The following is a 13,200-nucleotide window of genomic DNA, read 5'->3' on the forward strand; positions in this document are numbered from 1 at the left end:
ATGACTATGAGGATAATGGAAAAGAAAACCTAATAAAGAAAATTACGGAGGATATCAATAATTGCTATCGGCGATTTGATAACGAACTACTGTATAAAGGTGTGCCTGTAAAGAAGAGAACAGTTTGCAGTAAGACAAGGTGTAACGCAGTTTTTTCGACACCATATATTTACCCTGCACTGCCATTGCTGTTCGTATTAAATGCCATATATAAAGTTAAGGGAGACGGGAATAAGCACGATAAAGAGGAACTGCTGAAGTACTCTTTAATAGATAATGTGTATGAAACTTTTGTCATAAGTGAAGCGTCAGAGCACTTGCTGGAGAGAGTAGAGGATGTACTGGTAAAACATCTGGTTCTGTATAAAGAACTGTATTTTACACTCGAAAAGATTGTTACTCTTTCATTCAGCACCGTATTACCCGCTGTATGGGAAGGAACGGGTGCTGCCTGAACATTACAAAAAGCTGGTTCATAAGTTTACAAATAATTGCCGAAAAGATGAAGACGAAGATAGAGAAGAAATGTTCGAGGATATCAAATGGGAAACTGTTAAGGAAATGCGTCCATGCCTAAAAAACGATATTCTGCGTTCTTTTACGCCTCGGAGTGCTATAGATTATCTGCTTGCTGATCTTAATCGAAAACCCAACGATGAATCAGATTTACTGCAGCAGAGGAATGAGAAAGAAGGGGGACATATGTTGAACTGCCCCCATTTGTTAGACAGTATGATATACTATCTAACCAGATGGAGTGATTTATTATGCCAAGAGGAAAAAATGAACAAACGGGACACGCCAGAATTTAAGGCAACACCGCACAATTAAAGCAGCGGCGCTTTGCGGAAATTTTGTATTCTGATTTTGTTGCGATTTCTTGCAATACGGCAAGTATTGCTGCGAAACCGCGCCTCATCAGTACGCAAAATTTATTCGCAAATCGCTCTTGTTCAATTATGCGGTATTGCCTTAAGAAACTGGTCGTGCAAAACATGATGAAAGAAAAGTTGAGTTACTGCGAAACAGCGAGACGATTTGCAGTAAAGGGCCGGAGGCATTTGCCATAGAGCGCAGAGGACGCAGAAGATCTGCTAGCAGAAGTTCAGCGGCTACGCACGGAGAATGAATCTATGACACCAAGATCGCCATCCTCGTTCTTGATAAGGAAAACAGTTTTTTTGCGGAGTGGCACAATTTATCAATTACATTGTAGTTCTGGCGGATGCTATGCTACTTTTGCCATTCTGTGTTCAATATGCTATAATTACCTCACCAAAGTGCGAAAGGAGGGCGCCTTATGCGATACATCTTAATGAATAAAGACGAGCCGTGGGCATTGTTCTCCTGTATACAGGACGAATTTGGAGAGGAAAGCGCGGTTCTGCAGGAGTGGTACACCGAGCTGCGCCCGCTCGGTCTACAATCGCTGACGGCGTGGCTTGAGAAGCGTAAAGCACCCAAGCACCGCAAGCACATTGAGCAGCTTCTGGAGCAGTACGGCTGCATCGGTCTGGAGGGCTTTCTTCGTGTGACGCATGCGCTGTCGCTCAACGATACGTTTTGGGTGAAAGAAGAGTCGGAAACGCTCGGCTGGGACAAGGTTTCCCTATATCGAAACGAGTTTGATGCTCTCATCGCGCAGGCGGCTTTCAGCGGCGTGATCAGCGGAGAGTCCCTGTTCTCCACCTCGCCGGAGTTCGGCACGGACGGCTATTACGCAAAATGCTGGGTGCGTGAACCGGACGGAATTTACCTCTACAAGGGCGGCAGCGACACCTATGAAATCGAGCCGCTGTCCGAATTCCTTGCGTGCCAGATTGCGGCACAGATTTGTCCACAGGCTGTGGATTACGACCTGGATTTCTACCATCATCGACTGATATCCAAGTGCCGTCTGTTTACCGATGAGCAGGCCGGACTCATCAAAATCAGTGACTTTCCCGACCGCCCGAATAGTGTATCGGGACTGCTGAAATTGTATGAAAAGTTCGGAGCTGAGGATGTGCTTCGGCGCATGTTCGTGCTCGATGCACTGATTTTGAATACCGATCGCCACCTCGGCAATTTCGGTTTCCTGTTCGACAATCAGACGATGGAAATTAAGAAGCCTGCGCCGGTCTTTGACCACAACTGCAGTCTGCTGTTCGATCTGGACGAAGATCAGCTGGCCAATCCGGACTGGTACATCGGCAAGTGCCGTCCGCGTATCGGCGTGGATTTTATCAAGACGGCACGCGGCATGCTGACCGATGAAATCCGGCAGGAGCTGAAAAATCTGGACGGCTTCCGCTTCATGCTGCATTCGGACATCGAACTGCAGGAGGAACGGCTGAACCGGCTGTCTGAAATTGTGGAGCAACAGAGAAGAGCGATTCTGGCATGACAGGGCTTTGCCTTAGGTCTTGTCGGAAGCATGGATTGAATACAAAAAAACAAATCCGCCGAACCTCGTGCTGTTTTGAGGTTCGGCGGTTAATGTTTAAGGTATAGCGGTAACTAAAGTATACAATGGAATCTTAGTTGTTTGCGGTTTGTTTCGATTTCGCACACCGCCGGTAAAACGTATTCGGCTTCAATCCGGTCTGCCGCATGGCCTCGGTCGCGGTGATCTCGCCGGTACGCCAGCGTGCAACCACTCGCTCGAAATTGTCCGGCAACGGCAGTGGCTTGCAACCGGTGTACTTGCCCTGTTCTTTCGCGATAGTAATTCCTTCGCACTGACGCTGGAGGATGTACTCGCGCTCTAGTTCTGTGACCGCCGCAAACACTGTCAGCATAGACTTGCCGGTAGGTGTGGTGGTGTCGATAGCCTCTTTGCGGCTGACAAACTCGACTTCTTGCTCGGTCAGTCGTTCCACAAGATCAAGCAGGTCTCGTGTGTTACGGGCAAAACGACTGATCGACTCGACAATCACGGTATCGCCGCGGCGGACGTACTCCATCATATGGGTGAGTTCTGGCCGATCGGCATTCTTGCCGCTGGCCTTGTCGATGAAAACCTCGTCAACGCCGAGATCGTGCAGCAGGACTTCCTGACGTGCAGTATTCTGGTCCTCGGTACTGATGCGGATATAGCCGATTTTCATGGTGTATCTCTCCTTTAAGTATGGTATCATGAAAATAATAAGGACGGTGGCGCTGATGGATAAGACAATTGAACAGGTAAAACAGTTAGCGCACCGTTGTAGAGTGCCGAAACTGGTATTATTCGGTTCGCGTGCCCGCGGCGATCATCACGCCCGCAGTGATTATGATTTCGCGGTATGGGGCTGCACGCCGCAACAGCGTACACTATTCAGCGATGCAGTGGAAAATGATCTGGACTCGCTGTATTCGATTGATTTGGTGTTTGTCAGCGAACACACCGATGCCGCATTGCTTCAAAATATAGAGAAGGACGGGATTTGCTTGCTGGACCGTTACAATACGAAATTCGAAAATCTCACCAATGCTGTTGAACGCTTACGCGAGGGTGTGCAAGCGTATCAAGAGAATCCGGCTAAAATCATTCGCGACGGTGTAATCCAGCGCTTTGAGTTCACCTGCGAGCTGGCGTGGAAAACCACACGCGAGTTTTTGCTCGACCAAGGCTTTACTGAACTGAACAGTCTGAAAGCAACGATGCGTAAGGCGTTCTCGTATGGCCTGATTGACGATGAACAGGCGTGGATTGCACTGCTGAATGCTCGCAACCAGACCTCGCACCTTTATGATGATGCAACCGCACAAGAAATTTACTCTCAGATTGAGAGCGAGTTTGTGTCGCTGTTTGATAATCTTATTGAGCAGTTGAAACGTGGTTAAGTGCAATAGGGTCGCCGCATATTTTGACATATTTCAAAAGTCCGAAACCGACCCTATTGACATAGCTTTTCGTTGTTTTAGATGGGTATACCCAAATGAAAGACTCAAAAAAGTACCGGTTCGCGTGAGCCGGTACTTTTGCGTTCAGTCATCGTCTGACAGCAGATCAGCCAGCAGGCCGATGACCGTCATCACGCCGAGAACGACTTTTACTGCGTCCATAAAATCACCTCCTAATCAGTACGCATATAGCAGTTCACCAGTCATTTCGTGCAGCAGAGTAGGATTGTAGAGCATTTCCTCGATTTCCTCCTCCGAGCAGCCGTAATCGAGAAGTGATTGCACCTCATCGGCGGTTACGCCGAATACCTTCGCCACGCTAAACAGGTCATCATAGCCTGTCGGCGTGTCCTCATAATAGCTGCGATAGAAGGGATATTTGCGCCACCAGTGCTCGAACGTCGTGTGCGGTGTGAAGGTGCCTGTAGTGATACGGCCGGTGTGAGCAATTTTCATGATCTCGCCCTCCTTCGGTTCCGGAATGTCGGTGGGCGCTTTCAGATGTAGCTTTTTGATGGTCTTGCAGAGAATTTCCTGTGTGGAGGCGTAAATCAGAAAGCCATCATAGAACATCACGCACAACGGGTTATTTCCGACGACAAACCAGATGGAGTTGTCCTTGTCCAGATTCGACGCTCGTCTGAGGAAGGTTTTCGTCCATCCGCAGGTCTTTGTCATTCCAGAGCACGCCGTTATGCGCGAGAGCAAAGCTGTTGCCGTCAACGTGACCAAGGAACGGGTGATTATTCTGGTTAAACTGCGCATTGCCTTGTGTTGTCATGTGGGTATGCCCCATGACCACGTTTACACCGTGCGGAATGTGGATTTTCATTTTTCGAGCAGGAATCGGGCGCTTATAAATCCGCAATCGGTCGTTGAAGTTGTAGGCGATACCGGTCGCATCCGTGCCACGAACCTGACACTCACGCGCTAAGGTGTTCAAGATTTTGTTCTTCGTATGCGTACTAAGACACCCCTTGAAGTCGATTAGGCCAAACAAACTGCACATACTCATTCCTCCTCGCTTGCAGATACAGGTTCATTAACGTACAGACGGCGCTCCTTGAGGTACTGAATCAGCTCCGGTTCGTGCACCATATCCAGAAAATCGAACCAGCTCAGGTCCTGCACTTCACTGTCGGACAAAGAAACAGCGACTTCACAGAGGTGGTTCACCATCTGCAAAGTCGCCTTGAGCGTGTTCAGTTTGAGTGTGCCGCGAAACATTCTGATTTCCACGGTGTCTGAGTTTGTGAGGTTGACGGCGGTGTAGCGTCCGGCACAGGAGTTCTTCGCGTGGCTCATCTGGTCGGTCGGCGTGAGGCGAATGCCGTACCGCACTGCCCAGCGATTCATCTGGCTCTGCGTGCGGCGGCAGAACCGCAGCAGTTCTGCCCAGAATTTCTCGACAAAGTAGAGCAAACGGGCAATCGCGGCTTCCTGCTGTTCGTAAGTACAGCCAAACGCCAGACGCGAGATGTGAACGTGCAGGCCACAAGTGCCTGCCGCATGACTGAGATAGCCCATGCTCTGCGCCTTGCGGAGAACTTCCGCCCACGGCATTTCGTTCAAATGGTATTCGAGCGTCATCGGATGCGTTACGAGTTCCAAGCCTTCGTCCAGGCTGCCGTCTGTCTTGATGTAGAGATTTTCTGCGTCCTTGTTCGCGATGTCGAGCAGCTTCTCCGCGTTGCTGTTTACCGTGCCACCGTCATCGATTTCGAGCTCAACACCAAAGTGCCGCAGGCCCTTGCCGTGGAAAACGAGGTCGGGCGTGTAGCTGTATTCATGGATAACGGAGCAATGTTCGTCCCAGCAGGATGCGCAGTAGGCGTTGTCATCTCCGTCCCAGTACGCGCGGTCGTGATGAATAATGCGGTCGCAGTCATCGCAGAGCCAGTCATTTCCCACTTGAAACATTTCATCTATCGGGTATTCTGCACCGCAGTTTGCACAAATTCTTGTTTCTTTCATTGTCTGTTCCTCCGTTTCGTATAGTAAATCTTAATATTCTTCGGAAAACAGCATAGTAGAATGCGTCAAATTGTCGATGACGAACACCTTCGTATCTACAGCATCGTCACACGATACATCGAGCCTGTATCGGTACGGCTGCTGCTCCTGCTCATGGATAATGTGCTGACCGGTCGGCAATTTCGTCAGCGTGAATACCTGCAAATAGTCCTTTTTCTCAACCTCCATCGTCAAGACCATGTACCACATCAGGTTGGCCAGCCATGAGGGAATCTCAGCCATCACGCCGCACGTCAGAAATTTTTGATTGTTGAACATCTTTGCTTCCTCCTTTTTGACAAAAAATAAGCTCCTGAGAATATCTCAGGAGCTTCTACATCTATAATATATAGTTGAAAATGAAGGAAAAACAGAAAAAAGTTCTCGCACTGCAACGCGTATTAAATAGAGAAATTCATTTTTGTGTAATCTTTGTAAAAGTGGGGATGTACACTTCGTTTTTTACAAAAGAGACGAAAAATTGTGACATAAGACGCGAATTCCATTCGATTGAAAGCGCAGATTCGTCAGCTTCTTTCTGCGTTCTGCCGTTTTACAGTTCCTCGACCGACACGATGCCTTTACGCTCGCCGACCAGTGTCATCAGACGGTTTACCGTGCAGCTGCGCGGCAGGCGCAGCGTGAAGATCGCACAGGCATTGTGCTCACCGTTTTCCGCCGCACGGGTGATCTGGATATTCAGCACCTTGACATCACATCTGCGGTACAGCTGCAGCACATCGTCCAGACACGTTTTATCCTCATATTCCATATACACATTGATCTCGGGAACGTGCTCCAACACACGGTACTCCAGCCGCGAGAACACAAGCTCGGCGAGCATGATGAACGCGGTCGCGAGAATGCCGCCCTCGTAGAAGCCGCCGCCAAAGGTGAGGCCGATGATGGCCGAGGTCCAGAGACCAGCCGCTGTGGTCAGACCCTTGACGCGCTGCCGCTTGGTAACGATGATGGTGCCCGCACCGATGAAGCCAATACCCGCAACAACTTGTGCACCGAGGCGCGCCATATCTGTAAAATAGTGCATATTCAGATACAGATACTGACTCGTCAGCGTGGTGATGGCCGCGCCGATGCAGATGAGGATGTGCGTGCGGAAGCCGGCCGGGCGGCGCTTGTACGAGCGCTCGATACCGATAATGCCGCCGCAGATGAGCGCGCAGGCCAGACGCACGAACACGGAAAGCGTCGTCACGTCGCGCAGGCCGTCAAAAACAGATAACATAGCAGTCCACTCCTTACAGCTCTTCGATCACGCAAAGGCAGTCCAGCTCCGCCAGATCGGAGAGAAGCTGCGTGTGCGGTATTTTTTCATTGAGGCGGATCGAGAAGATCGCACTTGGGTGCAGCGCCTCGCCACTTTTGTTCCGCTCGATATCGATGTCGTAGATCTGCACGTTCTGCGCTTTCAGCTGATTGATGATGGTACTGATGTCCCCGAGCGAATGGAACTCCATGTACAGATTGATGTCACGCGCGTTCTCCTGTATGTACGCATCCACAATTGGGAACAGGCGGATGCTGAGAAATATCATCGCGAATGCGATGAGCACGCACTCGTAAAATCCTGCGCCGACCGCAAGGCCGGTGCAGGCCGACGCCCACAGACCAGCGGCAGTGGTCAGGCCCTTGACCTGCTGGCGGCCGGTAACGAGAATGGTTCCTGCGCCCAGAAAGCCGATGCCGTTGATGACCTGTGCGCCAAAACGCGAAACGTCGGTTTTTATGCCGATCTCTGCGCAAATATCCGACCACGGCCCTGTCACCATGGTAAATTCGTACAGGCTGAGCAGCACGGTCAGCGCCGCGCCAAGACAGACGAGCATATAGGTGCGGAAACCGGCCGGACGGCGCTTGCGTCCGCGCTCCAGACCGATGCAGCCGCCGAGCAGCATCGCAAGGGCGAGCCGCACTACGACCGAGGCGAAATGAAGTTCGCGCAGGTATTGTATCATTCCACTCATTTGATGTAGGTTCTCCTCACTCGATAAAAAGTGCACACACTGCCAATATGTATGCAGCGTGTGCAGCTTTCTACAATAGATTTCAGTATTTACTTTGCGAATCGACAGTCTGCCCAGCAGGCGTTGTGGTCGGACAGCTCGGGACCTGTGAACTTCGCCAGCGCGCTGCCCGGCTCGGCCCAGGTGCAGTCCTTCGTTTCAGTCGAAATCGTGCCGTGATCGACGCATTCCATGCCGCGTGCCATCAGCCAGTCCAGCTTGAGCAGCATGCTCTTGCCGCCCGGCATCGGCTTGCGGCGCGTGCCCTCGATGCTGCTGAACTCGCGGTAGGAAAAGCCGTTTTCCTCCGCCTGCGGCAGAACGCGCTCGTACTGCTCAACATGCTCCATGTGCTTGGAGAGACGCTCCGGGTCGTTGAACAGCTTGGTAAATCCCGGAATGTCGTTGCCGTCGAACGTATTGGTGTTCAGATCGCCGCCGATCATGACCGGTGTGTCCGGCGTGAACGAACGCTTGATCTCATCATATACGACTGCCATCTGCGCTTCGCGGCCCTCGCTGTCCGCACGGTTCTCCAGATGAACGCTGACCGCGCCGACCTCGCGTCCGCCGATGTCGAGCGAGCAGACGATGGCAACGCGCGCACCGATACGCTTCTGACGGTCATAGTACCAGTTGTACTGCTCGGGCATATGGACGACCTTCGCCCAGCGGATGGGCCAGCGGGAGAACAGGGCGTTACCGTGGAAGCCCTTGTTGTCCTCGGGATTTACCAGCTCGATAAACTCCAGACCGTAGGCGTAATTCATGCCGATGGATTTCGCGATTTCGTAGGCAACGTTGCAGTTGCCCGAGCGGACCGCGCCGTCATCGAGCTCGTTGGCGTAGATGATGTCCATGTTTTTTAGGTCGGGGCACATATTGAGAAAGTCGATGGTTTCGTGAAGCGTCTGGCCGCGCTCGATGTTGAATACAACGTGGCGCAGCGTTTCGGGCACCTCGGCGGGCGCATCCACGAGGTTGTGCACCTCGCACTGCTGATACTGCGGGATTTTTTCCATGACCTTGAACTGGCCGAGCGCCGGGACGAGATTACCGAGTTCGATGCGTTTTTCGTAGGACAGGGTTTCCATTTGTTACACGCCTTTCATATAAATGGTGGATATTTACAGAATTTTATTTGCGGTAGAATATGGGGGCAGCCGGCAGGAATGCTTGACTCCGCCGGCTGTTCCATATAAGGGAAGAAAAAGATGATGCGTAAAAATGAGGGAGTGCGGGGGAAAATCAGGCGTTTGCGGTCGCCTTTGCTGCCTCGGCAGCTTCGCGCTGCTTCATTTCGGTGATAATGCGCGGATAGATCTTATCGAGCTTGTAGAAGATCAGCAGAACGCCGATGCCGCCCCAGGCGATGATGTTGCCGATGATGTAGATGGCGATGAGCATCTGAGACTGTGCGGCATTGATGGTTGCGGTGCCGGCGAAGCCTACGAGGCTCATCAGGGCGCCGAAGATCGCGCTCGTCATGCCGGAGCCGAACTTCTGGCCGGCAGTGGTAGCAGATACCATCAGGCCCTGTACACGGATGCCGCTCTTCCATGCGCCGTACTCGATAACGTCAGCGAGCATGGAGTACTTGACGCCGCGGAAGCAGCCCTTGCCGATGCCGCGCATGACGCAGGCAAACAGTGCAAGATTGAGGGCGCTCGGGTTGATGAACAGGGAGACCGTGCCGACAACGGCGACGATCGCACCGATCAGCGCTACGTTGCGCTTGCCGAACTTGGCGATGAACGGGGAGAGGACAAGAACGGTGACGATCTGCGGAATGGACTCGAACGATGCGAGTGCGCCGAGCAGGTCGCGGTTGCCGAGAATGTACTGTGCGTAGTATGCGTTGCAGGTGCCGGTAACTGCCTCATAGAAGGACAGGAACACAGCGAGCATGAAGAACATGATGAAGTACTTGTTGGTGACGCAGAGCTTGATGCCCATCCAGAGCGGAACGTTCTTGCCGTCCTTGGTCTTGGTCTCTTCCTTGACGCGCTCGTGGCAGTTCTTGAAGCAGATGAACAGCATGATGATGGAAACGATGGCGTAGAGGATGGAAACCTCGATCCATGCCTGCTGGGTGTCACCCAGACGGGTAACCAGCGGGAAGGTAATGGCGGTGATGACCATGTTGCCGAGGGCGGACATACCGGTACGGAACAGGTTGACAACGGCGCGCTGGTCGGTGTCGCGGGTCATCAGGGTAGCCAGCGTTGCATACGGAAGGTTGAGTGCGGTGTAGACAACGGTGGTGCAGAAGTTATAGGTGATGAAAACGTAGATGCCCTTGACAATCGGGGTTGCGGGCGGAACGGTGAACAGCAGGATGGCTGCGATGCCGTACGGAATCATCATCCAGAGAATCCATGCACGGGATTTGCCGTGCTTGGAATGCGTGCGGTCAACCAGATGACCGATAAGTACGTCGGAAATACCATCGAAGAAACGGGAGAACAGCATGATGGTACCGATCATAGCCGCCGAGATACCGACTACGTTGGTGTAGAAGTAAATCAGCAGCGAGGTGGTCAGGGCGTAGACAACGTTGCAGGCAACATCGCCGAGGCCGTAGGAGAACTTTTCTTTGAGGTGGATCTTCTCAAATTCCTTATCACCCGCGAAAGTCGGGTTGCTGGATTTGCCCATGGTTTTGCTCAGTCCTTTTTTTGTTTTTCTTTTCTTTTCAGTTGCAGCGATACAGACCGTCCGGTGCGCCGGGCGCATCGGGAGTGGGTCTGCCTTTGAGACGTTGTCCGGACTCGTCTCTCGCTATACCCTTTCAGTGGAAGTCCGTTCCACCGAACATCTACAAGTATAGCACTGAGCGGAATAAAATTCAATAAATCATATTGTAAAAAGAACAATATTCAATTTTGTGCATTCTTCACAAGGTCGATGTTTTGTGATACAATAAAATTACTATATGATGCGGAAGTGCAGGGTGATTGCATGGACAAGAACGTTTATGCCGCAATTCAGTCGCAGTATTCGACTTTATCCAAGGTTGGAAAGCGGATTGCGGACTATATCTTAGCCGATCCGGTACATATTACCTCGATCAGCATTCAGCAGATGGCGGCCGAGCTTGACATCGCGGAGTCGAGTATTATTCGATTCTGCAAGATCGTCGGCTGCGCGGGCTTCAGCGAGGTAAAGCTGCTGCTGGCGAAATATTCTCCTAAGTCGGTGCGCACGATTTTTGAAGATCTGTCCGAAACCGATAGCATTTCGACCATTTCGGAGAACGTGTTCAGCCGGAATATCGACACGCTCGAGCGGGCGCTCCAGCTGCTTGATTTCGGGAAAATCGAGCAGGCGGTGGGGGTGCTCAACCGGGCGGAGAATATCCTCATCCTCGGCGTCGGCGCGTCCGGCACCATCGCGGAGGATTTCTACATCCGCCTCATGCGCATCGGCATCCGCGCGGTTTCGCTGACCGATTCGCACCTGATGCAGATTCAGGCGAGCCAATGCGGCCCGGATACGGCGGTCATCGCCATCTCGCATACCGGCAAGACGCGCGAAATCGTGTCGGCCGTGCGTACCGCGAAGGAGTGCGGCGCACCGACCATCGGCATCACCGGCTATCCGGATACGCCGCTCAAAGAGGTCAGCGACATCTGCCTTGAGCTGTATTCGCCCGAGCAGCTTTTCGTGTCGCCGCGCGTGGCGCAGTTCTCCCTCATCGACACGCTTTATGTCAGTCTCGCTATCCGCCGCAAGGACAGCGTCGTACAGAATATTGAACGCATGAATGAAGTGCTCCTGCCATTTCGCATTGATTGATCATTTTTGATCCTGTGTGTGGAATTTGATGCTTGAAAGATATATTGCATCATTGCATCTGTATCGTATATGTGCTGTGCTCGGATCAAAGAGATTATGCTAACGATCCAGCATTGTTTCAGTCAATGCTGTCCCTGTATCATGTTCCCGTTTGATTATTGCGATTAACTGCGCCGATAAAGCAGCGCCAATCTCGCGACATAGCACATCTCTGACGGCAGCTCAGATTGCCAATCTGGAACATCAGCGAAAATATATCAGCCAAACTCTTCATCTTCCACAGGATCAAATTATATTCTACAGCGCGAAAGAAAACCTTATCTGGATGTGTTGATGCGGAAAATATACGGCTACATGATCCAATAGGTATGTTTACAAATTCACCTCAAAAAACCCCATAATCCCCGCCTTCAGCACCCTCCACTCCCTGCCAACCTTTACGGCAGGGAGTTCTTCATTTGCGATCATCTTGCGCACCTGCTGGCGCGTGGTCTTGAGCCGGGCGGCCGTCTCTTTGACGGTCAGGATTTCATCGTTCGGCATAGCAAAACCTCCATTAACATAGGTGAAAAACGCATTTCACTTTAATTCATGTATGCTTATATTCTAATGTTGGCGATCAAACGTCAAATCATGCTGTCTAAGCAGACTCAAACACCCTGAAACAAGCCTTTATCCGAACCATTTCCATTTCCAGTATGTTAACTCGATGAATGCTTATTGGCGCCTTTGAATCTTTCATTGGAATTTGAATATTGACCGAATTTAATCACGCTATAATAGGGGATAGGAAAGGATTTCTTGAAAATATCCAAACGATCTTGAACATCCGCCTTGCGGTCATAATACAGATTGCAGGTCAAATCACACCTCGACAGCTTAAACCCTTTGAGCCGCCGGTCAATGCCGATTTTATCAAGGATATTTCGCAGACGGTGCTTTATCTGCTGTACAGACTTTTCGTCAGCTTGAAATAATGCGGTCGGTTCATAGGTACTGGCGAGCGGAGAAGACGGGTTAACAATCAGTATCAGCCAGCACGGATGCGAGATGGATTGCCCTAAGTGAATTTCAACGCCGATGGACTTGAACTGCGGCATCTGGTAATATGACGAAAGCCCTGATTTCCCTTTGCCGGTACGAATGCACTCATTTTGTTCGATAATATTCTGAATTTCGGAATATTTGCATTGAAATTTAGTGAAAAGGTATGAATACCGTACTCGTTCGTAATCATCTGCTGTTCCTCCGTTTCTGAGCGCATACTGTGCAGCGTTTACAGGTTTTCGGCTCATGCTGCAGCATTTTGAAAAGGCTGTCATCGGTCGGAAACACGGATTTCGACTTGGTTACCTTCCTAAGCTGACGGTTGAAGCCTTCGATCGTGTTGGTTGTATAGATCAGCCGCCGAAGTTCTTGAGGAAACTTAAAATAAGTGCTGAGATTTGCCCAGTTATCCCTCCACGACTGAGAAATCTTGGGGTATTTCTTGTCCCAG

15 protein-coding genes and 1 pseudogene are annotated in these 13,200 nt (G+C 51.1%); 4 read left to right on the forward strand and 12 right to left on the reverse strand.

Annotated elements, in window-relative coordinates:
- Nucleotides 1-444 precede the first annotated feature (444 nt).
- A complete protein-coding gene (locus tag PGS25_RS09940; RefSeq protein ID WP_270418512.1) occupies nucleotides 445-831 on the forward strand; it encodes a hypothetical protein in 387 nt (128 codons plus the stop codon).
- A gap of 469 nt (nucleotides 832-1,300) precedes the next feature.
- A complete protein-coding gene (locus tag PGS25_RS09945) occupies nucleotides 1,301-2,386 on the forward strand; it encodes a HipA protein (RefSeq protein ID WP_270418513.1) in 1,086 nt (361 codons plus the stop codon).
- A 133-nt stretch (nucleotides 2,387-2,519) separates the two neighbouring features.
- Here the strand turns inward: PGS25_RS09945 and PGS25_RS09950 are convergent, their stop codons facing one another.
- Entirely contained in the window at nucleotides 2,520-3,089 is a 570-nt protein-coding gene (locus PGS25_RS09950; RefSeq protein ID WP_270418515.1) for a recombinase family protein, read from the reverse strand.
- A 55-nt stretch (nucleotides 3,090-3,144) separates the two neighbouring features.
- On the opposite strand from PGS25_RS09950, the gene PGS25_RS09955 reads away from it, so the two are divergent.
- A complete protein-coding gene (locus tag PGS25_RS09955; protein ID WP_270418517.1) occupies nucleotides 3,145-3,807 on the forward strand; it encodes an HI0074 family nucleotidyltransferase substrate-binding subunit in 663 nt (220 codons plus the stop codon).
- A 237-nt stretch (nucleotides 3,808-4,044) separates the two neighbouring features.
- On the opposite strand, the gene PGS25_RS09960 is transcribed toward PGS25_RS09955, so the two are convergent.
- From PGS25_RS09960 to PGS25_RS09995, 8 genes are all read right to left on the reverse strand, one after another.
- Nucleotides 4,045-4,545, reverse strand: coding sequence for a hypothetical protein (locus PGS25_RS09960; RefSeq protein WP_270418519.1), 501 nt, complete (start codon nucleotides 4,543-4,545; stop codon nucleotides 4,045-4,047).
- Entirely contained in the window at nucleotides 4,454-4,876 is a 423-nt protein-coding gene (locus PGS25_RS09965; protein ID WP_270418520.1) for a class II glutamine amidotransferase, read from the reverse strand. Before PGS25_RS09965 ends, PGS25_RS09960 begins: the two co-directional genes overlap by 92 nt.
- A 2-nt stretch (nucleotides 4,877-4,878) precedes the next feature.
- Entirely contained in the window at nucleotides 4,879-5,841 is a 963-nt protein-coding gene (locus PGS25_RS09970) for a zinc-binding protein (protein ID WP_270418521.1), read from the reverse strand.
- Nucleotides 5,842-5,871: 30 nt separating this feature from the next.
- Complete coding sequence (locus tag PGS25_RS09975; protein ID WP_270418522.1) at nucleotides 5,872-6,159, reverse strand: DUF960 family protein; 288 nt, start codon at nucleotides 6,157-6,159, stop codon at nucleotides 5,872-5,874.
- Between the two features lie 274 nt (nucleotides 6,160-6,433).
- Nucleotides 6,434-7,126 carry an MgtC/SapB family protein gene (locus PGS25_RS09980; RefSeq protein WP_270418523.1) on the reverse strand — a complete coding sequence of 231 codons (693 nt, stop codon included), beginning with the start codon at nucleotides 7,124-7,126 and terminating at the stop codon, nucleotides 6,434-6,436.
- Between the two features lie 13 nt (nucleotides 7,127-7,139).
- Nucleotides 7,140-7,865: an MgtC/SapB family protein gene (locus tag PGS25_RS09985; RefSeq protein ID WP_118361192.1), complete on the reverse strand. Its 726-nt coding sequence runs from the start codon at nucleotides 7,863-7,865 to the stop codon at nucleotides 7,140-7,142.
- Nucleotides 7,866-7,954: 89 nt separating this feature from the next.
- On the reverse strand, nucleotides 7,955-8,998 hold the full coding sequence (locus PGS25_RS09990) for an endonuclease/exonuclease/phosphatase family protein (RefSeq protein WP_270418524.1): 1,044 nt from the start codon (nucleotides 8,996-8,998) through the stop codon (nucleotides 7,955-7,957).
- Between the two features lie 154 nt (nucleotides 8,999-9,152).
- Nucleotides 9,153-10,562, reverse strand: a complete 1,410-nt coding sequence (locus PGS25_RS09995; protein WP_270418525.1) for an MFS transporter — start codon at nucleotides 10,560-10,562, stop codon at nucleotides 9,153-9,155.
- A gap of 303 nt (nucleotides 10,563-10,865) precedes the next feature.
- On the opposite strand from PGS25_RS09995, the gene PGS25_RS10000 reads away from it, so the two are divergent.
- The gene (locus PGS25_RS10000; RefSeq protein WP_270418526.1) at nucleotides 10,866-11,702 is read left to right on the forward strand and encodes a MurR/RpiR family transcriptional regulator; all 837 of its coding nucleotides are present in this window, start codon (nucleotides 10,866-10,868) and stop codon (nucleotides 11,700-11,702) included.
- 372 nt (nucleotides 11,703-12,074) lie between these two features.
- On the opposite strand, the gene PGS25_RS10005 is transcribed toward PGS25_RS10000, so the two are convergent.
- From PGS25_RS10005 to PGS25_RS10015, 3 genes and pseudogenes are all read right to left on the reverse strand, one after another.
- Complete coding sequence (locus PGS25_RS10005; protein WP_270418527.1) at nucleotides 12,075-12,245, reverse strand: helix-turn-helix domain-containing protein; 171 nt, start codon at nucleotides 12,243-12,245, stop codon at nucleotides 12,075-12,077.
- 158 nt (nucleotides 12,246-12,403) lie between these two features.
- Nucleotides 12,404-12,997: a hypothetical protein gene (locus PGS25_RS10010; RefSeq protein ID WP_270418528.1), complete on the reverse strand. Its 594-nt coding sequence runs from the start codon at nucleotides 12,995-12,997 to the stop codon at nucleotides 12,404-12,406.
- Between the two features lie 4 nt (nucleotides 12,998-13,001).
- Nucleotides 13,002-13,200, reverse strand: a pseudogene (locus PGS25_RS10015) (transposase); the annotation flags it as partial.

The organism is Butyricicoccus sp. AM78-15b2TA (assembly GCF_027665985.1).
GTDB classification, from domain to species: domain Bacteria; phylum Bacillota; class Clostridia; order Oscillospirales; family Butyricicoccaceae; genus Agathobaculum; species Agathobaculum butyriciproducens.